Raw genomic sequence first — 22,660 nt, forward strand, 5'->3', positions numbered from 1 at the left:
TCTTTTACTTTTTTAATTTTTTGCCGAACAACCTGCCATCGTTGTAATACGGACAGCTTCTGTTGGAGGCAAAGTATTGTTACGTTCTACTAAACTTTGTACTGCGTTACGTGCAATTTCTTTGTAAACATTAGCTACAACAGTATCTTCTTGCATTGCAGCTGGACGACCAACGTCAGCAGCTTCGCGAATAGATTGTACAATTGGAATTTCGCCTAAGAAAGGAACACCAATTTGTTCTGCTAAGTTCTTTGCACCATTTTGTCCAAAGATATAATATTTGTTGTTAGGTAATTCTTCTGGTGTAAAATACGCCATATTTTCTACAATTCCTAAAACTGGAACATTAATCGCTTCCATTTGGAACATTCCAACTCCTTTTTTCGCATCTGCTAATGCAATATTTTGAGGTGTAGAAACCACAACTGCTCCTGTAATTGGAACTTGTTGAACGATAGATAAATGAATATCACCTGTTCCTGGAGGTAAATCGATTAATAAGAAATCTAATTCTCCCCAATGTGCATCACGAATCATTTGATTTAATGCTTTTGCAGCCATCGGTCCTCTCCAAACAATTGCTTGATCTGTATCAGCAAAGAAACCAATTGATAATAACTTGATTCCGTAAGCTTCTACTGGTTTTATTTTCGTTTTTCCATTAACTTCTACAGAATATGGACGAGCATCTTGACAATCGAACATAATTGGCATAGAAGGTCCGTAGATATCAGCATCTAATAAACCAACTTTGAATCCCATGTTTGCTAAACTAATTGCTAAGTTTGATGAAACAGTAGATTTACCAACACCACCTTTTCCTGATGCTACAGCGATAATATTTTTAACACCTGGCAATTCTGAACCTTTGATTTCGTTCGGATTTTTTTCTTCAACTTCAACAGAAATGTTAAGTTTAAGATTTGACTCAGGTAAATTTTCTTTAAATGCATTTTTCAACGCAATTTCCAAACGCTTGCGTTCGTGCATTGCAGGCGAAGGAGAAACAATATCCAAAATAATATCATTTCCCATCACTTGAGCGTTACGCATCCAATTGCGAATACCCAATTCTTCTAATACTTGATATATTTGATCTCTTGTGTAAGCCATCTTTTAAATTTAATGAGACAAAATTACGAAGAATCAAAGACTTTAAATAATCTAAAAACGTGATTTTAATTGTTTTGCTTTATAATTTGATAAATAGACTTAATTTGATGTATATTTAAACTTTAAATCTGACTATGGAAGAGCATATTATTTATCTGACGAATATAAGAAAACAGATTATTGATGAGCTTGAACAACACTCTCTGAAACAACTACTTTATATACCTGTTGGCTATAAAAACAATTTGTTTTGGAATGCTGCTCATGTTTTGGCAACACAGCAATTGATCCATTATTATTTAACCGATAATAGGATGTTGGTCGATATTCAGTTTATCCAGAAGTATAAAAAAGGAACAATTGGAAATACGGAAGTAACAGAAGAGGATGTGACAGAATTGAAGGAAATGTTGGAAAGTACACCAATGCAGATGTTCAAGGATTATCGTTCGGAAAAACTATCGTATTATCGATCATATAAAACAAGTTTTGGTATGACGTTAGAATCGATTGAAGATGCAATTTTGTACAACAATATTCACGAAGCAATGCATTTGGGCTATATGATGGCGATGAAAAAGAATATTCCTTTTTAAAATCAAACGCAGAATAAAATTTAAAAATTTAGATGTTAACATATAGAGATGCTAAACGAAGCGATTTAGAAAAAATAACAGAAATTTATAATTCTACAATAGCTTCACGATTAGTAACTGCCGATACAGAACCAGTTTCAGTTGAAAGTAAAGTAAAGTGGTTCGAAGAACATTCACCTGAAAAAAGACCACTTTGGGTTGTAGAAAATGAATCGAAAGACATTGTAGGTTGGGTAAGTTTTCAATCTTTTTATGGAAGACCAGCTTATGATGCAACTGTAGAAATTAGCATTTATTTAGATGCAGCGCAACGTGGAAAAGGTTTAGGAAAACAAGTGTTGGAATATAGCATTACGAAAGCACCAGAATTTGGAATTAAAACGATTTTAGGTTTTATTTTTTCGCATAATGAACCGAGCTTGAAATTATTCAAATATTTTGGTTTCGAAGAATGGGGAAATTATCCCAGTATTGCAATATTAGACGGAATAGAAAGAAGTTTAACTATTTTAGGAAAACGAATCGTATAAAAAAAACCTCACTTCATTTGAAGTGAGGTTTTTTGTTTATCAGATAAATTTTATTTCCCAATACTCCAAATCAGAGCTTTTTCTTTAGTTGCTCTGTAAATTGTAGCATGTTCTTCTTTCGGTTCTGGAGAATAATTCCATTGTAGATTTGGAAGTTTTTCTTCCGTTAAAATATTCTTCAAATCATCTGTATAAGGCAAAATATCACTTGCTCCAGATCCTGCAAACCATATTTTTTTTGGAGTTGAAGGAAATTTAGCTAAATCATCTTTTGCATTCAATAACATTTTATGATCGTTCCACCAAAGTGAAGGATCAATTGCGATGTAAAAATCAAACATTTCGGGTTGTTTCAGAAAAGTTTCCATAATAAATAATCCAGCCAACGATTCGCCAATAATCCCTTTTTGGGATTGAGTGTGATACTTTTTCGTGATTTCAGGAAATAATTCATCCTTGATAAAACTTCTAAATTCATTCGAACCTCCCACAACATCGGCTATTTTTTTATCCTCTTCGTTTTCGGTTGGTGGACTCAAATCTTTGCGACGTTGTATGTTTTCTATTCCAACTAAAATAACTGGTTTTATTTTTTTCGAAGTAATCAAACTATCCAATGTATTCGCAATATGTGGAAAATCCTCTTTTGTTCCGCCATCAGGCATATACAAAACCGATAATGAATCCTGAGAAGTTGAATATTCTTTTGGAACCCAAACATTAATAATTCGTTTTTCATTAAGAATTTTAGAATCAATTGTAAATGTTTCGTGTTTCGGAATTGGATCGTCGTAAACAACGGGATTAGAGTTTTTGCAAGATGTCAAAAAACTAATAGAGATAATAATTAATAAATAGTTAAAAATCGATTTCATGTATTTCATATTAAAGTATTTAGTCAAATATACAAAAATCATAAAGAGTTGATTTTCTATTTAATAAAAAAGACCACTAAAAAATTAGCAGTCTTTCTCAAATTATTTTTTTCAGAAGATTTTTAATATTCTAAAAATCTCACTTTATCTTCGATTGGTTGACGAACAGCTTCTGGCGATTCACCATCAAATTTTCCCATATAGAAAACACCAACACATTTTTCGCCTTCTTCCATAGTTGTAAACTCATCAACATTGGCGATAATGTTTGCTGGAGAAGACCAATATGCACCAATGTTTAGCGCACTTGCCATTAACCACATATTTTGAACAGCCATAGAAGTTGCAGCTAATTCTTCCCATTCAGGATTTTTTTCTGTGTTGATAAAATTGATTAATACAATTTTATTCGACTTATCACATTTCTCAATTAATGCATTTATTTTTCTGTCGCTCAATTGATCTGTTGGCGTTCCTTGCACATAAACACGCTTCACGTATTCGCGGAAACGGTCTTTTGCAGGACCTTCTAAAACGACAAAACGCCAAGGTTCAGTTTTTTTATGAGAAGGCGCCCAATTTGCTGCCTCAAAAATTTGATTCAATTCTTCGCGCGTAATTTCTTCTTGATTGTATTGCGGAGGAAATATAGAGCGTCTATTTTTTATGATTGATAATAAATCGTTTGCATTCATGTTGTAACAATTATTAATTTTATTCTACTAATCAAGCAAATTTACATTAATTTCAATTAAACCAACGTTAAGATGAAAACATTAGATTACAACAAAATTGAATATTAAAAAAACAATAAATTTCAATTTGATATTGGGAAATATTTCAATTAATCATTAGAGCTTTTCCAAAACAATTGGCAGCTATTTGTGATTTATGCCCTTATGGTAGCCATTATTTATATGTTTACTTCGTGCACTGTAATTGGTTATTTTTTGTGATGTATCCACTTATAACGGGATTTATGATTGGTGCAGACGTACTGAAAACAAAATGTCGTTAGAGCTAGGTGACTTTTTTGGAGGTTTCAAAAATATAGGAAGCTATTTCCTTTTAACGCTTATCATTATGGGAATTTTGCTAATTTGAGTTTTATATGCAATGCTTCCAGTAAGGTTTCCAAAATTAAAATTATAGTAAATCAAGTAAGTATTTTAAAAAAAAAAACTATCCCAAGGCAAAATTTATTCTTTTTTCTAACGCTCATCAGCACATTTACAAAAAGTCAACGCTAAACCAACAATTTATTTTGTAAAAGAATTGTTTTCCATTCTTATATGAAACAGTTATTTTGAAATTTCATTATTTTTGTACATACTTATAAAGAATGAATCACTCAAAAATAAATTTTTTACTATTTCTTTGTCTTACAACATTCTGTTTTGCTCAGCAAAAACTAGAAGAAAAGAAATCTGTAAATTTTGAGTATTATAAAAAATTGCTGAATACAAATTCGAATAACTATAATTTTAATTCTGAAGCCCTTCTTCAAAATGCACAAACTTCTGATGAGAAGTTTTACGCAAATTATATTATGGGTGGAATGAAATATAGAAATGGCTTTTATATTCAAGCAGTCTATTATTATGAAGAAGCTGGAAAAATAGGCAAAAATATTGATTCAATAAATCTAAAAATGGCCTATACAAATGGTTTAGTAATGTCATATAGAAGGGCAGGGCTTATAGAACAATCAAATGATGCTTGGCAAAACTATATTAAACTACAAAAAGAATATAAAAATCCCTTCAAAGAAGCTGAATATTATTATAATCTATCCAAAATCTATGATATTGATGCGGATTATTGTAAAGCTTCTGAAGCTAGAATAAAATATTTAAGTTTAGTACCTTTAGACATTCAAAAAAAAGATCCTGATTACATTTTTGCAGTGTATGCCCAAAATGCTTTTACTCAAATGAAATGCGGTAATATTTTTGAAGCAGAGAAAAATATAAAAAAAGCAGATAACACAATACGTGATGTAACCATAAGGGAAAACTCATCGTTATATGAAATTTATGAATTAGCTAAAGCTCTATTAGCAATAAAAAATGGAAAAAAAGAGGAAGCGAAAACTTATTTTTCTTCAGCATATTCTAGATCTAAAACCAAAAACACAGTTGCAGCTACAAAACTTATTTTAAAAGAGAGACTCGCCGCAAAAATAGATTCACCTGAAGAACAATTATCCTTTGTCGAAGAAATAGATAAGTTAACCCATAATGAAACCTTAAATATACAAGAGTTAATTAAATATGAAACGAGAAAGTCAAAAAATAAGATTCAAGAAGAGAAATATAAAACAAGTATTAGTTTTATTATTATTTTATTCTGTACAATAGTTGTGATTATTTTGATTTGGTATAATAGATTTAAGCGTAAAAAGCTAACTTCTGCATTTCAGGAGATTATTGCTGGTCTTGAACAGAAAAAAAATGTAAAAACAACAACTCATTCTATAATTTTCGAGAAGTCTAGAGAAATTGAAAATGAGGATCAAATTATCAAAAAATTGAAGAATTTAGAGCAAAAACATTTCTTTTTAGCTCAAAATTTTTTAGCAATCCAATTAGCATCGAAACTTAATATCACTCCCAGAAATTTAAGTTTTCTACTGAAAAAATATTACAATCAAGACTTTAATAATTATATGAATGATTTACGAATCGATTATTTTACACAATTACTAAAAGATAATCCGCAATATCGTAAATACAAAATTGCAGCTCTTGCAGAAATGTGTGGTTATAAATCGTACAACCAATTTGCTGTAAATTTTAAGGCTAAAACTAAGATTTCACCTTCACAATACATTACTTATTTACAAAAAGAATCACATCAATAATAAATTTTTTGTTTAGATGACTCAGCTATTTTTATTGCAAATTTCTTTAATAATTCCATTTTTACCTATCAATTTTATTTGTTTAACTAGATATCATTGTCTCAATGACTACACATCTAAAATTCTTTTTTCAAAAAATTCATATCACTGATAATCAATTGAATGTATTCAATTGATTATAGTCATTTAATATGTTGTTATAATTGATTAGTCTTGTATGTTAAGCTTTCATATTGTGTTTTAATGCTTTCTCTTTGTATCTAATTGAGATCATAATCACAAATGAAAATTATGTTTTCGGAAAAAGCACATTCAATATTTTTTACACATTCAATATTTTTTAGAAATAAAAAGTATTGTTGTGCTTTCTTATTTTCATTGATCTCAATATTTTTTCAAGCGCAAGTTTTTCAAAGTAGCAATTCTTCACTCTATGTTTCCGAGGGGACAACAATAATAGAAATACATGATGGATTAAATATTGAGAATGTAAAACCTTCAAAGGCTGTTTTTTATATTTCTAAAAACGCTGTTGTATCCGATGATAAAAAAAATCTTTTTGCAAAAGTAGTTGTTATAGATGATTCCAAAATTAGCACTACACCAATAAAGCACTTAGCAGTTTGTCACAAGAAACAAAAACAAAAAACAGAGATAAGACCAATAATAAAATCGTCATATAGATTTGAATGCTCAAGGTCTTCTTTGTTTTATGATATTGGGAATCAGATAGGAAAGTTTATATCTACAATTAGTAATACACAATTAGTAGGAGTTTTTTCAAGCCAAACAAAAATCGACTATCGAAAAATTATTTTAGGAAAATCAATTAAATCTTTCTATAAAAACAAAGGTTTAAGTAAAATAAGCGAAACATATTTTTCAATTCGACCACCACCTATAGTTTGTTGAATAATAATTAATAAAAAGTAACAAATAAAAATAACCAAATGAATAAAAATCTTTATATAATAATTGCAATTTTAATTTCAGGAGTAGCATTCTCACAAGTAGGAGTAAATACATCAAATCCACAAGGGGTTTTTAATATAGATGGAGGTAGAGACAATCCTCTTACAGGTGCAGGTTCTACTTATACTCCAGCACAACAACTGAATGATTTTACAGTACTTGTTAATGGTAATACAGGTATAGGAACAATTAACCCTTCCCAAAAATTAGAAATTCAGACAGGAGGTACTGCCACTGCTCCAGTAACAGGTCTTAAATTAGTGGATGGTAACCAAGCCAATGGATATGTTATTACTAGTGACGCTAATGGTGTTGGAACTTGGAAGGCCATTGCTCTTCCAGGTATTAAAGGAACTTTTGGTGGTGGTAATATCGCATCTGACAAAAATACAACAAGTACTACTTATAAGGACAGTGGTGCTTATATCACTTTACCTAAAGGGACTTGGTCTGTTAATTTTGGAGCAACACTTATTTCTCCAATGACGGGAACGGGAAAATTCTGGTTGCACGCTCGTGTGACAACTGACAATACTGATCTTAATAATACAAAATCAAATGGCGTTAATGCAGTACTACCAGGTGGAGCAACACTTTGCGCAGGTAATATTTTTAGCAGCTATAATATGATTCAAGGCTCTAAAGTATACACAGTTACTGCAGATAGTGTAACCTTATACATCTTTTTTGATAATACAGATAATAGTACACAACCTTGGACTTTTAGTCCTGGAAACTGGGAAAATTATCTTTATGCAACAAGATTAAATATCAACTAATTAAATTATTAATGCAAATGAAAAAAAATATCACAAAATTATATATAGCCACTTTTTTTATTATACTATCTGGATCTGCAATGGCTCAGGATGGAGGTGTGGGTGTCAATACATCAACACCAGCAGCAACGCTAGATGTTGTTGCATCTCCTAACATTTCTACGAGAGTTGATGGTTTAATAGCACCCCGTCTAAAAGGATCAGAATTACAAACGAAAGATGCTTTATATACAGCAATACAAGATGGCGCAATCGTTTATGTTACTGAAGCTGTAACAACGACAACAGATAAGACAACCAATGTTACATCTATTGGTTACTACTATTTCGATAAGACGCAAGGTACAGTAGGTCGTTGGATGAAAATAGCTAATCCTGCTGTAGCTGCAGCATATCAAGAGCCTTGGAATATACAAGGAACATCGACTCCTTCGACAGCCAATACAGATGCAATCTATCAAAATAATATCGTAGCTATTAAAAAGCAAACAGGTATTGCAGGTGTTGATCTTGATGTTTTAGGTTCAATTAGAGGAGGAAATGCTTTAGTTTATTCAAGTGGGACAACCCCAGTAATTGTTGGAAATAATTCAATTGCTGTGGGAGATGGAAACTCAGCTACAGGAGATAATACAGCCGCATTCGGTTATCAAACAACTTCTGCTGGAGTAAGCTCCTTTGCTGCAGGTTATCAAAATACGACAAAAGGAAATTATAGTATTGTTGCTGGAAAAGGAAATACACTAGGTTCTGGCAATACTGCGACTAGTGGACATGCAAGTTCGGTATTTGGGGAGGTTAATCAAGTTAATCACATCCTTTCTTTTGTAAATGGATATGGAAACAAGTTAGTTGATGCAGATGGTCAAGCCGGTACGAATTTTGTGTCTGGTGACTCAAATGAGTTAACTGGTAATACGAGCTGGAATTTTGTTTCGGGACGATTAAATAAAATTTCTGGCATCACTACTTTCACAGCTGGTTCAGCCAATACCGTATCTGGGAACGGAGCTGTAGCTATTGGTTCTAATCTAATTAGTGACAATAGTGGACAGATTTCTTTAGGAAAAAATAACTTTAGCTTCCTTAATGCTTATTTAACAATAGGTAATGGTGCAAGTACATCAGCTAGAAGCAATGTGATTGCAGCAGTTGTAGATCAAACAAATGCAACAACATTAGCGAATTCTTGGGTAGCAATTGGCAGTAATAATGTTGTGCCAGATAGGTTAAACAATACAATAAAGTTAAGAGTCTATGGTGGTATTCAAACTGCTGCGAGTACATATGCCGATTATGTATTTGAAGATTACTTTACTGGACATTCTGCAATTAAGCCTGGATATAAATTTAACTCACTGTATTCTGTTGAAAGTTTTGTAAAAGAAAATCACCATCTACCAGGTGTAACATCCATAAAAGATCTCGAAAAAACATCAAATGGTTATGCTTTTGATCTAACCCAACTATCCACACAGACCTTAGAAAAAGTAGAAGAGCTTTACTTACATACTATTGAGCAACAAAAACAAATAGATGAGCTGAAAAATTTGGTAAGAACACAACAAGAACAAATCAATAAGTTACTGTCTAAATAATAGTTGTGAATTTCAAAAATATCCATATTGGAATCTTAATTAACCAAGCAGTTACAGAAAGCGGAATAGAAATGTCTCGCATCTGTAACTTCTTTAAATGCAAAGAAAAAGAAGTTACTGAAATGTATCAGGCTAAAAGTTTAGATACAGAAATTTTATTGAAATGGAGCAAGCTCTTAGAATATGATTTTTTTAGAATATACACACAGCATCTTATTTTGTATGCACCACCAGTCAAACAAGAAGAGAATGAAAATAATAAAAAATCATCACTCCCGCAATTCCGAAAAAATATCTATACCAAGGAAATAATCGATTTTATTCTAGAACAGATTTCAAATGGTAAGATGACAAAAAATGAAGTAATAGAACGGTACAGAATACCAAAAACTACTTTGTACAAATGGATAAGTAAATATAGCGAGATAAAATAAGCAACCATAAACCAAGAGGATGGACTTAACTAAACCATTTTAAACCTAAATTCAAGTTCTGCTAACTGTTGAAAATATGGTTAGCAGTTTTTTTATAATGAACATTTTGAAAAAAAATACTTCAAACAAAGAAGATAAGGTAATAGTTTAATACACAAAAAATAAATATGAAAAATAATCAGCCCAACTATAGAAGAATTTATTCAGATATCCTCAACAAACACCCAGAAAAGAAAGCGGAATGTCATCCCTTATTGAAAAAGGAGAATCTTTCGGTTTTAGACATCATCGAACTTAACAAAATAATATTTGGTATTGTTGATAAACAAAAACAAGCAGAAAACCAAAAACACCGCTCTTATAGCAAATCTGATATTCTTAAGATATTGGATTATCAGAAAAAAAACAATCTGAATAATACTCAATTGGCAAATAATTTTTCATTAAGCAGAAACACTATTGCCAAATGGAAAAAAATGTTTTTAATTATATAATACATTATACAAATCAAACATCAAAACCCAAGACTGTAATAGAGCTTTTCTATGTTCTTATTTCCTTACTGCCAAAAAAGAATAAATTTTCCTCACCATTCCGGTATATTTCATGTTAAAAGATATGATTTTGACAGATGATGAAAAAACAGAAATTGATCTACTTGGTACAAATCAAGAATAATATTAATTTTATCGAATGTTAGCAAAGCATTCGATTTTTACGAAAATGAATGAATTGGGAGCTGCAAAAGTTCCCTTTTTTTTTATGATCGATTTTTTGAAAGAAAATGGAGAAGTAATTCCGTTAAATGAATTACCTGATGAGATAAAATTTGAAATAGATTCGCCAAAAAAAGAATCTTTTCAGAAAGATTTTAAATTCAATAAATTCCCGATTTCCTTTGATGAATATTTGCCAAAATTCAATTATGTTCATGAGAATCTTTTGTTTGGAAATTCATATTTAACGAATTTAACGCTTCCAACAAAAATCGAAACTGATTTGTCTTTGAACGAAATTTTTCAGTTTTCTGAAGCAAAATATAAACTGAAATATAAAGACGAATTTGTTTGTTTTTCTCCCGAACGTTTTGTAAAAATTGAAAATCAAAAAATCTTTTCAAATCCAATGAAAGGAACTATTGATGCTTCGATTCCAAATGCGAAACAACTCATTTTGGATGATGAAAAAGAAGCTGCCGAACATGCTACAATTGTCGATTTAATCAGAAATGATTTGAGTCTTGTTTCCGAAAATGTTGAGGTAACAAATTATCGTTATATCGATGAGGTGAAGACAAATGATGCAACACTTTTGCAAGTAAGTTCTGAGATAAAAGGTGATTTAAATGATGGTTATTACCAAAACTTAGGAACGATTTTCGATCAACTTCTACCTGCTGGTTCTATTTGTGGTGCGCCAAAAAAGAAAACGGTCGAAATTATTTTAGAAGCCGAGAAATATCATCGTAATTTTTATACAGGAGTTTTCGGTGTTTTTGATGGTGAAAATCTTGATAGTGCGGTGATGATTCGTTTCATTGAAAATAATCAAGGCGGATTGTTTTTCAAGAGTGGAGGAGGAATAACGGCAAAAAGCAAAGCAAAAGCAGAATATGAAGAATTAATTCAGAAAGTATATGTTCCAATTTATTGAATCGATTTGTTGTGTGAATAAACAACTTCGAAATTTAGAATTTCATCAAGCGAGATTTGATCGAACAAGAAATGATAATTTTAATGAAATCAATCCGATTTTATTGAACGAAATTATTAAGTTTCCAACAGATTTAACGGATGAAAAATATAAAGTTAGAATTGTTTATGATCGAGAAATTCAATCGGTAGAATTTCAATCGTATCAAATCAAACCAATTGAAAGTATTCAACTTTTTGAAATCGAAAGTAAAATTGATTATTCATATAAATATTTAGATCGTTGGTTTTTTGATGAATATTTAAAAGAATCAAAAACAGATGATTTGGTCTTGGTAAAATCAAATTATATTACAGATTGTATTTATTCGAATATTGTTTTTTTTGACGGTTCTCAATGGATCACGCCACGAACTTTTTTGTTGAAAGGAACAATGCGAGAAGCTTTGTTGCAATCAGGCGAAATCATTCAGAAAAATATAAAGGTTTCAGATCTAGTTAATTTTAAATCATTCAAACGAATCAATGCGATGATGAATTTAGATGAAAGTCAAGAGTTGGATATTTCATTGTTAATTCAATAACTCTATAAAATTGATAGAGTATTATTTGCTTTTTCATTTTTTAACATTACCTTTGCACAACTTATCAAGAAAGGTGGAGGGATTGGCCCTGTGAAACCTTAGCAACCAGATGACTTATAATCTAAGGTGCTAAATCCAACCTATTAGAGGGAAAGATGAGTAAAAGTATTTCACTTTTATCTGTTGGTTTCTTGAAAGTTTTATGAAAATTAAAAATGAAAAGAAACAAATTTTTACTTGCTTCATTCGCATTTATTTGCGCATCTACACTTTTCGCTCAAGAAGTTGAAAAGGAGGAAACAAATCTTAACGAAGTTATTTTAATTGGTGGTCGTACATCAGAGAGAACGGTAGTTAATTCGTCAGTTCCTGTCGATATTATCGATGTTGAGAAATTGAAAACGTCTTCTCCTCAATTGAGTGTGAATGATATTTTGAATGTGGTTATTCCTTCTTTTAATTCGGTTCGTCAATCATCTGCCGATGGAACGGAGCATATCGATCCTGTGACATTGCGTGGAATGGGGCCAGATCAGGTTTTGGTTTTGATTAATGGAAAACGTCGTCACACAACTTCGTTGGTGAATTACCAAAATACGGTAGGTAATGGTTCTGTAGGAACAGATTTAGGCGCAATTCCGATTTCAGCGATCGATAAAATTGAAGTTTTACGTGATGGTGCGGCTGCGCAATATGGCTCTGATGCAATTGCGGGAGTTGTAAATATTGTTTTGAAATCTAAGCCAGGTGGTGACGCCTCTTTGACGTATGGTCAGACTTCTCGAAATGATGGAGAAACGTACAATTTTAACGGAAGTTATGGAACTAAATTAGGCCAATCGGGCTCTATTGTTTTTTCGGCGGTTGTAAGTGAGCGCAAGAAAACAAATCGTTCAAAAGATCATAATTTAGATATTTTTGGAGATAATTTCGCATACGATTTTGCAGATGATCCAGATGCTGCGAGAGCTGCGGATGATGCGAAAATTGCTGCTTTAGGACTTTCGAGAAAAGATTTTAGATTTCAAATTGGAGATGCGGCAATCAAAAATCAACAATTTTTTGTAAATGCTGAAACGGCGATTAATGATCGATTAGATTTTTATTCATTTGGAGGAGTTTCTTTACGTCAAGGAAATGGATTTGGTTTTAGAAGATTACCAAGCGAATTGTCTGAAGATGCGTTAAAAATTTATCCAAATGGTTTTCAAGCTACCTTAAAATCAAATGTAAATGATTATTCAAATTCGACAGGATTACGTTATTCATATGATGGATGGAAAGTTGACTTGAGTAATACTTTTGGTTTAAATTCATTCAAATATGATTTAGAAAATTCAATTAATCAATCATTAGGCTTAAACTCTCCAACCGATTTTTACGCAGGAAAACATCAATTTTTACAAAATACAGTCAATTTAGATTTTTCGAAACGAATTAACCAAAATGTTAGTTTAGCGTTTGGAGGAGAATATCGTTTTGAACAATATAAAATAGAAGCTGGAGATGAAGCTTCTTACGCAGGTTCTGGATCTGAATCTTTTGTAGGATTTTCTCCATTGAATGCTGTAAAAGGTGATCGTCATTCAGTTGCGGCTTATGTAGATGGAGAATTGAAATTTGGAGATTTTACAGCTGATTTAGCTGGACGATTCGAAAATTACTCAGATTTTGGAAGTACAATCAATGGAAAATTAGCGATGCGATATGAATACGCAAAAGGATATTCGGTTCGTGGAGCAATTTCGACAGGATTTAGAGCGCCTTCTTTGCAACAAAAATACTTCAGTAATTCATATACTGATTTATTCTTGAATGATAATGGTGATCAAGTTTTGGTAACAAAAGGAATTATCCGAAATGAGTCTGAATTGTCGAAAGAAATTGGTTTGGATAAATTGAAAGAAGAAAAATCAATCAATGCAAGTTTAGGTTTAACATTTCGTCCGACTTCAAAATTATTCATCACATTGGATGGATATTTTATAAAAGTTGATGACAGAATTGTCTTGACTTCTGATATTACAGATCCTGCTTTAGAAAAATATAATGTTGCGACAGCGCGTATTTTTACGAATGCAATTGATACTGAAACCAAAGGTTTGGATTTAGTAATTTCCTATGATACTCGTTTAGGTCGAGGAAAATTGAATGCAAGTTTATCAGGAAATATCAACGAAACAAAAATTGTCGGTTATCATTTTCCAACAGCTTTAACAATTCCAACGGAAGAATTTTTTGGCCCTGATCAAGTCAATATTATCGAATCGTTAAGTCCAAAAACAAAAGCAACTTTAGGATTGAATTATGCAATTTCTGGATTCAATTTTATGGTGCGTAACACGTATTTCGGAAAAGTGACAAAAGATGGATATCCTTGGGGAAGTATCCAAGAACATACGGGAAAAGCGGTGACGGATGCTTCGATTGGTTATGATATTACAAAGAATTTCAACTTTACAATTGGTGCAAATAATTTGTTTGATGTTTTCCCAGACAAGCAAGTTTACGAAAATTCTTATTATGGAGTTTTTCCGTATGCACCGGTGCAAATGGGGATGACAGGAGCGTATTATTTTGCGCGTGCAAGTTTTAAATTTTAATCAATAATAAAATATTCTAAGTGTCAATTTTAATGTAAATTCAAACATTCAATTGGCACTTTTTTGTGTATGGCACATTCAAAAATTGGTTGGAAAACCGCAGCAGCATTAGTGATTTCGAATATGATCGGAACAGGTGTTTTTACCAGTTTGGGTTATCAAATTTCTGATCTTAAAAATACAACTTCTATCTTATTATTGTGGTCAATAGGAGGTTTGTTAGCGTTGATTGGCGCATTTATTTATTCGGAATTAGCTTCAAAATTTAAACAATCAGGTGGAGATTATATTTATTTATCTCGGACATTTCATCCCGTTTTTGGTTATTTATCAAGTTGGATTTCTTTATTCGTTGGTTTCTCTGCTCCAATATCTTTAGCGGCTTTGGCAATGGGAAAATATCTCAATGTTTTTGGATTAGATTTAGGAAAAGAATTTGCAATAGCAATGATTTTGATTGTTGCAGTTTTTCAATCATTCAGCCTAAATTTGAGTAGTAAATTTCAGAATATTTTTACTATTCTTAAAGTTGTATTTATCATCGTTTTAATTGCTTTAGGTCTTTATTTTGCCCCAGCAGTTGAGCCGAATGCAATACTTTTTGACTCGACTTGGAAAAATGAATTATTACTTCCAGCATTTGCCACATCTTTGGTTTATGTAACTTTCGCTTATACAGGTTGGAATTCGGCTTCATATATCGTAGAAGAAATCGATCAACCAAAACGAAACTTACCAAAAGCATTATTTATAGGCGTTATCTTTGTGACAATTTCCTATGTTTTGCTAAATTATGTTTTTTTGAAACATGCGTCATCAGCATCTTTAGCTGGACAAGAAAATGTAGCGAATATTTCGTTTGGTAATCTACTTGGAAATAATGTGAAATGGGTGAGTTGCTTTATTGCTTTGCAATTGATTGCGACGATTAGCGGTTATTTGTGGATTGGTTCTCGTTTGACACAAGCCACCGCGCGCGAAAATAAATTGTGGAATTTTATGGCAAAAGAGAATAAAAATAGAATTCCGGTTCGTGCAATTTGGGTGCATACAGCAATTAGTATTTTGCTTATTTTTTCAGGAGATTTTGAAGTGATTTTTACTTACACATCTTTCGTTTTACAAATATTAGCAACATTAGCAGTTTGTACAGCGTTCTTCATCAAACAAGATCAATTAACCATTATCAAAAGTAAATTCTTTTATGTTTTACCTGCGATATTTTTAGCATTTAGTTTATACATCTGTTATTTCGTTTTGATGCAAAAACCCAAAGAAAGTTTATTTGGTTTAGGTATTATCGCATTAGGAATTGTATTATTCTATTTTGATAAGAGAATTGAGAAAGAGAAAAATTAGCTATAAATCTTAAGATAAAAAGAATAATTATCCGTTTAAAATAATTTAAACGCTTAATAAACGGATAATTCATTTATTATATAGAATTTTAACATATTAATTAACATAAATTAGTATGATAAGAAAATTACTTCTATTTAAATGTGTAGTATTGTCATTTTTAGTAGGCAATATTTCTTTTGCACAAAACAAACCTATTGAAGTTTGTGGAACTGAAGATTTACAAGCTGATTTTTTTAAAAACAATCCTGGATTTAAAGAAATTTATGAAGCTAAAATTAAAGAATTTGAGCGATCAAGAAAAAATGGGGAATTTGCTAATAAGGCAAATCAAATTATTGAAATTCCTATTGTTGTTCATATTCTAGATGATGGAAAAGGTTTATACGTGCCAACCAATGCCCAAGTAAATGCTTGGATTGCTAGAGCAAATGCAATTTGGGACGGATCAGCATCTGATATTAAGGGTCCAGGAGCTGGAGGTACTACATTACCTGTTCGTTTGGTATTAGCAAAAAGATCACCAAGTTGTGAGGCAACAACAGGGATTATTAACCATGATTTATCAAAAAATCAAACGTATGTAGACAGTGGAATCGCAAATGGATCTTCTAATCCTGGTATTCCTTATACAACGATAAATTCAACATATAATTGGGATCCAAGTTCTTATTTTAATATTTATATTACAAATAAGATAAACGGAGTTAATCCTTCTACTCCTGGAATTGTCTCATATACAGCAGGTTTTGCAACATATCCAGGGCAATCTGTAGATTTATCTGTGATGTTATATCATGTTGTTATAAAATCAACAGATACTGTATTAGCACATGAAATGATGCATGCATTTGGTATAAAACATGTATTTGCAGCTGATTCAGGTTCAGATGATGGGAATGGTGCAACTTGTGGAGGTGTAGTAAATGATGGAATAGAAGATACACAAAGAACTAGAAGTGGACTATTTTTTGGTTCATCAAATAATCAGAATGGTCAATACAATCAATATAAAGTGTATCCAGATAATAACACGATAAATGATTGTACCAATACAAAATTTGATGGTGTACAATATAATATGATGAGTTATGGTTCTAAACTAGATCGCTTTACACCTGGACAAGGAAGCTATGCAACTGATGTTATTTATGCGATGAGACCAAGTTTCTTTAAATCTAAAGCTTTAATCTCTATTACAGGTACAGAAACAAATCAAACACCAAAAGAAGCATGTAAACCTGTTAACTTGTTAAAGCCAGCTTCAGATGGTCAATCATATGGTATAGGTATTACAAAAGTAAAGTTTGGTGATATTAATGTTACTTCTGGTGTACCAACAGGTACAACAGGTGTAGTATTCTATTCTGATTATACTAAAAATAGTTGTATATCTGATGCTTTTATAACAGAAGTAATAGAAGGCAATACGGTAAATATAGAATTAACAGGTGGAGCTAATACTGCGCAGGAAACATTTTATGTTTACATAGATTATAATAACAATGGTACATTTGAAACTAGTGAGTTAGTCATGTCAAAAACTGCTACGAATAATATAGCAAGTTCTACGATTAAAATTTCTACAACTTCTGTTAAAAATACACCTTTAAGAATGAGAGTTATTGGTGATTATGGAGGTAGTAGCTTAGCTTGTAATGATAGAAATTATGGTGAAGTAGAAGATTATACGATAATTATAAAAGAAGCAGCTTCTACTACTTATGAAAACATGGCTTGGAGTGTTGGAGAACCAAGCGCTACCAAGGAAGCTATTGTAAAAGGCGATTTAGCATTGACTAAAAATATTACGGCAAAGAAATTAACATTAGAGTCTGGATCAGTAACAGTAAAATCAGGAACTGTATTAAAAGTTGAAAACGAAATCATTAATAAATTAACTGCTGATAAATTTATTATTGAAGATGGAGGAAATGTTATTCAAACAAATGCTGTAACAAATACAGGAAGCTTCACAGCAATCGCAAATAGTACACCAATGATTTTTAATGATGCAACTTTATGGTCGTCTCCAGTAAATGGTCAAAATGTACGTAGTTTTTCACCAAATACTTTAGATAAACGTTTTTATATTTATAATGAACAAACGAATAAGTTTGCAAGTTTGTTTGTAAATGATCCGTTATATCCAAATAGTAATTTACAAAATCCAGCAACGTATAATTTTGAGAATGGATTAGGTTACCACATTCGTGTAGCAAACAATCATACACAAACAGCTCCAGGAGCCATTTTTGCTGGTAAGTTTATAGGAAACTTAAATAATGGAAATTATACAAAATCTGTTACGAAGCAAAATTTAGGTTATCATTTAATAGGAAACCCTTATCCTTCTTCTCTTGACGCTAAAAAGTTCTTGCAAGCAAATCCTTCTGTAAAAGCATTGTATTTTTGGACACACCAAGCTCCATTAACTTCTGCTGGTTATGCTAGTAATAACTATGCTTCATATAATCTAACAGGAGGAACACAAGCTGCTGCTGGAGGTGTTATTCCGAATGGGATTATAGGTAAAGGACAAGGATTTATTGCAGAAATTAATGCTGCTACTACTTTAAAATTTGATAATACTCAACGTACAGATTTGAGTGCGATTTTTTACAAAAATGAAGATGATTCAAAACGAATTTGGATTGATTTATTTGAAGGAACTCAAGCTAAAAACCAAATATTAATTGGTTATGTACAAGATGCAACAAACGAATTTGACGAAAGAATGGATGCGAAACTTAATCAAAATTATGATGGTTCTGCTATTTACTCATTGATTAATAATTTGTCTGATCGATTTGTAATTCAAGGTAGAGCTTTACCATTTAATAATGATGATACTGTGAAATTAGGACTTGATGCAAAAGCAAATGCGTCATATACAATTCAATTGAATAATACAGAAAATATTGCAGATGATGTTTCAATCTTTTTGTACGATAAAGTAGATAAACAAATTGTTGATTTAAGAAAACAAGCTTATACATTTAATGTACAAGAAGGTATTAATAATGATCGTTTCGAATTAATGTTTACGAATAAAACATTAGGAATTAGTAATGTGACGAAGCAAGAAACGGTTGTATTTAAGAAAAATAATACAATTGTAATTCAATCTCCAAAAGAAATAAAATCAGTAGAAGTTTATGATATTTCTGGACGAAAAGTTTTATCTAAGTCTACTTCTGGAAAAGAGATCACATTATCTAATTTACCTAAAACGAATCAAGTATTGGTAATTAAAGTAATCAATACAGATCAAACAATTACTAACACTAAAATCTTATTCTAATGAAAAAAATTATCTTAATAACATTATTTTCATTTTCACATTTAGCTTTTGCTAATGAGCAGGAAGAAGTTTCTTTTTTCTCAAGTTCTAAAGCTTCAAATGATATTGGAACTGTAGACGATCCTGATGATCCAAATGCTACACCAATCTCGGATTATGTATATCCATTAATAGTTTTGGCAACTGCTGTTGGATTTTATTATACTAGAAAGAAAATAGTAGTCAAAAATTAAAAACAAAACCCACTCAAATTTGAGTGGGTTTTTTACTTTTAGTCTTTTATTCCATTAAAAATATATTGTAAAATCGGATTGATTTCTGGATTTTCAAGATGTTTTTTGAAAATTTTGGTATGATATTTCGGTTTGTTAATCATTTTACGCTCAACTAATTCATCAATTGTATCAATGTATTCAACTGAAGTTTTTCCAATCAATAAATTATCCAAAGATCGTCCTTGATCAACATAATTCAAAATTGTTTTCAAACCTTTCAAGTAAAGTGCATCTTTTGTAAAACCACCACCACGATAAACGCGAGTTGTCAGATAAAATGCGTCTTCAGGTTGCATTTTATATTCTTCCATCAACGTCATAAATGTTTCATTGAACGATTTTCCATTTGTCAACATATGTACCGCCATAACGCGTAAACCAAGTTCTCTTAATCGGCTATGATTAATAGAATCAGAGTAATATTCGCTTAAAATCGCTAAACCTTCTTGCGTCAACGTATTCACAGGTAAACCAATACTGAAGATTTTTAATGGTTGATCCAATGCATTCATCGTTGTTACCATGTGAACTCCAATTTCGTGCTCGATTAAACCATTTGTAAAACGTTTGTCAAATTTAACGCCACGTTTAATCACAACTTTTCTCTTACTATTGATCACAAGCGCTTTTGAAGCGATATCATCTGAAACTTCGATGTCAAATTTGAAACCATAATCATTTGTAGCATTTCTAAAAAGATCAACCACTTCTTCCTCTGTATAATTGCCTTGTTTATCCATTCTAAACTCAGGACAATAAAGGATAAAGTTCGCATTTTCGATATCTTTTTTAGATGGTTCGCCAAAATAACGCAACGAATTGTACAAAAATTTATCCGTACCAAGATTCGCCAACAAATCTACCTTGTCAAAATAAGCGTTAATCGTGTTAACATACATATTTTGAATACTAATATCATTGATTTTCTCGACTTTAATATTCGATAATTTTCGTTTAAATTCGAATGGATCAATGTTAAGCGGATTGTATTTAAATTGTGGTTCGTATGTATATTTTGAAGCTAAGAATTTCTTCTTTTCAAATTCTAAATTAATCGGATTGATGACACTCAACAACTCAAAATTTTGAACCAATTGATACAATTGTTTATCAATTTTGACCAAATCAGATTCTAATTCATTGTGCAAAATATTCACTTGCTTAGAACCTACTTTGTACGTCGTTTCCGTTTTTACAAACTCGTAAGCGTGGTTAAGAATCGCCGATTTAAAACCTTCTTTTATTTGGTTAATAATCTCTGGAAAAGATTCTCCTGTCAATTCATCGCAATAAATTTTTGAAACTTCTGTCGCTAAAACCAATGTATTTTTGAATCGATTTGTAACAAATTCTAACAAATATCCGCGTCCATAAAATACATCGTTAATCGCTGAATAATTGTGAATATTTTCTAACTCAATATTCGCTAATTCATCGCGCCAACTTTCTACATAATTTCCGTAACGTTCGTTATCAACTCGCTCCGCACCAATGTTGAACACTGGAACCGGACGATCCCAACGTTTCCAATTGTACGAGTGAATATCATAAACCAAACACGACTTAAATTTAGTTTCAAGCTTGTTGATTAAAGCTTCCAAAACCTCATAAAAAGCATGATGTTTTGCAATACTTTTTTGTTTTTGAGAAACCGACAAAGGCTCTTTCCAAACCTGTTTTCCCCAAGCTTCTTCGTACACAGCAGTTTCTGGACCACGATTTAGATCGTATTCAAATCGAGAATCACAACCTTGAATTAAGATTGGAAAAGTTTCTACAAACTCAGCTGTATGCGGATCTTCCTCGTACCAACGTTCATAATTGCTTAATAAACATTTTTCGCGAATATCTTCGCGCATTTGTCCACCATCATGAATGGCAGCACAAACGTAAGGAATGTATTCGTCGATTTTTATTTTGAATGATTCGTCTTCTGCATAAGCTTCAAATACAATTTCGTTCTCAATATTATCTAAAATTTGCTGTATACTTATGGATTTCATGCTTTAAATTCTTTATATTTCTCCAATAACATCGATACGATTTGTTTCTGAATTTCGTTGTTATTGTTTACATTATTGTGAGGAACAATTCCTCCAGGACTTACGACATTTAGCTCAACCATTTTCCCGTTAATCAAATCGATTCCGCAAAAATAAATTCCATCTTCATTTAATTGTTTTCCTATTTTACGGCACAATTCTAACTCATGTTCGCTCATGTCATGTCTAATCGCAGAACCACCAGCCGAAATATTAGAACGGTGATCGCCTTCTGCAGGAACACGCATAATTGCACCAATCGGTTCACCATTAATCACAATGGCGCGAACATCACCTTTTTCTGCACCTTCTATATAATTTTGACAAATAATAGGCTGAGAATTTCCGGTATGATTGATATAAAAATCGCAAATCGAGCTTAAGTTACCAATATTTTTTCGTTCGAAAAGTATAACACCTTTACCTCCCATTCCGTCTAATGGTTTGATGATAAATTTCTCGAAATTATTTTCCTCTACAAACGATTTTATCAAATCGATGTCTTTTGTAATAAGCGTTTGAGGAACAATTGTTTCTTGACCATCATCAAAAGAAGCGGCGTATATTTTGTTATTTGCTTTACGTAATCCCGAAATTTTGTTAACGAAGAAAACTTTTTCTTCAATTAATTCTAACATATTCAACAAAAGCGGATCAATTGGTGGATCGGCTCTCATAAAAATTATGTCAAATTCGGTCAAATCTTTTATACTACTTTCAAATTTCATGGTGTGATAAAATTCAACACAATCATTTGTTTCTGTAGTTATCATCTTTTTGCAGTTTCCTACAACTTTGCCCTTGGCAATAGAGATATCTTTTTTTGTTAAATAGGATACTTCAAATCCACGATCTACGCATTCTTTAATAATTCGCATAGTGGTGTCTTTTCCTGGTTCAACCTTGTCCCAAGGATACATTACGAAGCATATTTTCATATAAATAAAAAGGGTATTAAAATCAATGCAATAATAACTAAAAGTTTGATACAAAAAATGATCTATAAAAAATTATAGAATATTTATTTTTATTCTATGAAAGATATTGATTTCTAGTGATTAATAAAAGAAAATGGTGATTG

General features: G+C 31.5%; 19 protein-coding genes and 1 riboswitch. Of the genes, 14 read left to right on the forward strand and 5 right to left on the reverse strand.

Annotation, left to right across the window (positions count from 1 at the left end):
* Positions 1-12 precede the first annotated feature (12 nt).
* Positions 13-1,113 carry an Mrp/NBP35 family ATP-binding protein gene (locus B2217_RS13500; protein ID WP_114998705.1) on the reverse strand — a complete coding sequence of 367 codons (1,101 nt, stop codon included), beginning with the start codon at positions 1,111-1,113 and terminating at the stop codon, positions 13-15.
* Positions 1,114-1,247: 134 nt separating this feature from the next.
* Here B2217_RS13500 and B2217_RS13505 point away from each other — a divergent pair, with 134 nt between their 5' ends.
* Complete coding sequence (locus B2217_RS13505; RefSeq protein WP_038336414.1) at positions 1,248-1,709, forward strand: DinB family protein; 462 nt, start codon at positions 1,248-1,250, stop codon at positions 1,707-1,709.
* 32 nt (positions 1,710-1,741) lie between these two features.
* Positions 1,742-2,239 (forward strand): GNAT family N-acetyltransferase, encoded by a 498-nt coding sequence (locus B2217_RS13510; RefSeq protein WP_291122839.1) that lies wholly within the window; start codon positions 1,742-1,744, stop codon positions 2,237-2,239.
* Positions 2,240-2,289: 50 nt separating this feature from the next.
* Here the strand turns inward: B2217_RS13510 and B2217_RS13515 are convergent, their stop codons facing one another.
* On the reverse strand, positions 2,290-3,123 hold the full coding sequence (locus B2217_RS13515; protein WP_291122841.1) for an alpha/beta hydrolase: 834 nt from the start codon (positions 3,121-3,123) through the stop codon (positions 2,290-2,292).
* Positions 3,124-3,236: 113 nt separating this feature from the next.
* Positions 3,237-3,809 carry a nitroreductase family protein gene (locus B2217_RS13520; protein ID WP_291122843.1) on the reverse strand — a complete coding sequence of 191 codons (573 nt, stop codon included), beginning with the start codon at positions 3,807-3,809 and terminating at the stop codon, positions 3,237-3,239.
* Positions 3,810-4,456: 647 nt separating this feature from the next.
* Between B2217_RS13520 and B2217_RS13525 the strand changes: the two genes are divergently transcribed.
* From B2217_RS13525 to B2217_RS13580, 12 genes are all read left to right on the forward strand, one after another.
* Positions 4,457-5,977, forward strand: coding sequence for a helix-turn-helix transcriptional regulator (locus tag B2217_RS13525; protein WP_291122844.1), 1,521 nt, complete (start codon positions 4,457-4,459; stop codon positions 5,975-5,977).
* A gap of 291 nt (positions 5,978-6,268) precedes the next feature.
* Positions 6,269-6,889, forward strand: coding sequence for a hypothetical protein (locus B2217_RS13530; RefSeq protein ID WP_291122846.1), 621 nt, complete (start codon positions 6,269-6,271; stop codon positions 6,887-6,889).
* 38 nt (positions 6,890-6,927) lie between these two features.
* On the forward strand, positions 6,928-7,728 hold the full coding sequence (locus B2217_RS13535) for a hypothetical protein (RefSeq protein WP_291122848.1): 801 nt from the start codon (positions 6,928-6,930) through the stop codon (positions 7,726-7,728).
* 80 nt (positions 7,729-7,808) lie between these two features.
* Positions 7,809-9,326, forward strand: a complete 1,518-nt coding sequence (locus B2217_RS13540; protein ID WP_291122850.1) for a hypothetical protein — start codon at positions 7,809-7,811, stop codon at positions 9,324-9,326.
* Positions 9,327-9,331: 5 nt separating this feature from the next.
* Positions 9,332-9,760, forward strand: coding sequence for a transposase (locus B2217_RS13545; RefSeq protein ID WP_291122852.1), 429 nt, complete (start codon positions 9,332-9,334; stop codon positions 9,758-9,760).
* A gap of 167 nt (positions 9,761-9,927) precedes the next feature.
* Positions 9,928-10,254: a helix-turn-helix domain-containing protein gene (locus B2217_RS13550; protein WP_291122854.1), complete on the forward strand. Its 327-nt coding sequence runs from the start codon at positions 9,928-9,930 to the stop codon at positions 10,252-10,254.
* 199 nt (positions 10,255-10,453) lie between these two features.
* A complete protein-coding gene (locus tag B2217_RS13555; RefSeq protein ID WP_038336405.1) occupies positions 10,454-11,413 on the forward strand; it encodes an aminodeoxychorismate synthase component I in 960 nt (319 codons plus the stop codon).
* Positions 11,397-11,996 (forward strand): aminotransferase class IV, encoded by a 600-nt coding sequence (locus tag B2217_RS13560; RefSeq protein ID WP_038336403.1) that lies wholly within the window; start codon positions 11,397-11,399, stop codon positions 11,994-11,996. Before B2217_RS13555 ends, B2217_RS13560 begins: the two co-directional genes overlap by 17 nt.
* 58 nt (positions 11,997-12,054) lie before the next feature.
* A riboswitch (SAM riboswitch) is annotated at positions 12,055-12,158 on the forward strand.
* Positions 12,159-12,211: 53 nt separating this feature from the next.
* Positions 12,212-14,599: a TonB-dependent receptor plug domain-containing protein gene (locus B2217_RS13565; protein ID WP_291122857.1), complete on the forward strand. Its 2,388-nt coding sequence runs from the start codon at positions 12,212-12,214 to the stop codon at positions 14,597-14,599.
* 69 nt (positions 14,600-14,668) lie between these two features.
* Positions 14,669-15,958, forward strand: a complete 1,290-nt coding sequence (locus tag B2217_RS13570) for an APC family permease (protein ID WP_291122859.1) — start codon at positions 14,669-14,671, stop codon at positions 15,956-15,958.
* A gap of 151 nt (positions 15,959-16,109) precedes the next feature.
* Positions 16,110-19,262 (forward strand): GEVED domain-containing protein, encoded by a 3,153-nt coding sequence (locus B2217_RS13575; protein WP_291122861.1) that lies wholly within the window; start codon positions 16,110-16,112, stop codon positions 19,260-19,262.
* Positions 19,262-19,495 carry a hypothetical protein gene (locus B2217_RS13580; protein ID WP_180905381.1) on the forward strand — a complete coding sequence of 78 codons (234 nt, stop codon included), beginning with the start codon at positions 19,262-19,264 and terminating at the stop codon, positions 19,493-19,495. The genes B2217_RS13575 and B2217_RS13580 overlap by 1 nt, the downstream gene beginning before the upstream one ends.
* 38 nt (positions 19,496-19,533) lie before the next feature.
* On the opposite strand, the gene B2217_RS13585 is transcribed toward B2217_RS13580, so the two are convergent.
* Together B2217_RS13585 and gshB are read right to left on the reverse strand one after the other, a co-directional pair.
* Complete coding sequence (locus B2217_RS13585) at positions 19,534-21,540, reverse strand: flavohemoglobin expression-modulating QEGLA motif protein (RefSeq protein ID WP_280045819.1); 2,007 nt, start codon at positions 21,538-21,540, stop codon at positions 19,534-19,536.
* Complete coding sequence (gshB, locus tag B2217_RS13590; RefSeq protein WP_280061731.1) at positions 21,537-22,517, reverse strand: glutathione synthase; 981 nt, start codon at positions 22,515-22,517, stop codon at positions 21,537-21,539. The genes B2217_RS13585 and gshB overlap by 4 nt, the downstream gene beginning before the upstream one ends.
* Positions 22,518-22,660 lie beyond the last annotated feature (143 nt).

Origin of the sequence: Empedobacter sp. UBA7620 (assembly GCF_002484185.1) — a bacterium.
GTDB classification, from domain to species: Bacteria; Bacteroidota; Bacteroidia; order Flavobacteriales; family Weeksellaceae; genus Empedobacter; species Empedobacter falsenii_C.

Coding starts and splice junctions, on each gene's coding strand:
- B2217_RS13500 (WP_114998705.1), bottom strand. CDS start 1,113: ATGGCTTACACAAGAGATCAAATATATCAAGTATTAGAAGAATTGGGT.
- B2217_RS13505 (WP_038336414.1), top strand. CDS start 1,248: ATGGAAGAGCATATTATTTATCTGACGAATATAAGAAAACAGATTATT.
- B2217_RS13510 (WP_291122839.1), top strand. CDS start 1,742: ATGTTAACATATAGAGATGCTAAACGAAGCGATTTAGAAAAAATAACA.
- B2217_RS13515 (WP_291122841.1), bottom strand. CDS start 3,123: ATGAAATACATGAAATCGATTTTTAACTATTTATTAATTATTATCTCT.
- B2217_RS13520 (WP_291122843.1), bottom strand. CDS start 3,809: ATGAATGCAAACGATTTATTATCAATCATAAAAAATAGACGCTCTATA.
- B2217_RS13525 (WP_291122844.1), top strand. CDS start 4,457: ATGAATCACTCAAAAATAAATTTTTTACTATTTCTTTGTCTTACAACA.
- B2217_RS13530 (WP_291122846.1), top strand. CDS start 6,269: ATGTTTTCGGAAAAAGCACATTCAATATTTTTTACACATTCAATATTT.
- B2217_RS13535 (WP_291122848.1), top strand. CDS start 6,928: ATGAATAAAAATCTTTATATAATAATTGCAATTTTAATTTCAGGAGTA.
- B2217_RS13540 (WP_291122850.1), top strand. CDS start 7,809: ATGGCTCAGGATGGAGGTGTGGGTGTCAATACATCAACACCAGCAGCA.
- B2217_RS13550 (WP_291122854.1), top strand. CDS start 9,928: ATGAAAAATAATCAGCCCAACTATAGAAGAATTTATTCAGATATCCTC.
- B2217_RS13555 (WP_038336405.1), top strand. CDS start 10,454: ATGTTAGCAAAGCATTCGATTTTTACGAAAATGAATGAATTGGGAGCT.
- B2217_RS13560 (WP_038336403.1), top strand. CDS start 11,397: ATGTTCCAATTTATTGAATCGATTTGTTGTGTGAATAAACAACTTCGA.
- B2217_RS13565 (WP_291122857.1), top strand. CDS start 12,212: ATGAAAAGAAACAAATTTTTACTTGCTTCATTCGCATTTATTTGCGCA.
- B2217_RS13570 (WP_291122859.1), top strand. CDS start 14,669: ATGGCACATTCAAAAATTGGTTGGAAAACCGCAGCAGCATTAGTGATT.
- B2217_RS13580 (WP_180905381.1), top strand. CDS start 19,262: ATGAAAAAAATTATCTTAATAACATTATTTTCATTTTCACATTTAGCT.
- B2217_RS13585 (WP_280045819.1), bottom strand. CDS start 21,540: ATGAAATCCATAAGTATACAGCAAATTTTAGATAATATTGAGAACGAA.
- gshB (WP_280061731.1), bottom strand. CDS start 22,517: ATGAAAATATGCTTCGTAATGTATCCTTGGGACAAGGTTGAACCAGGA.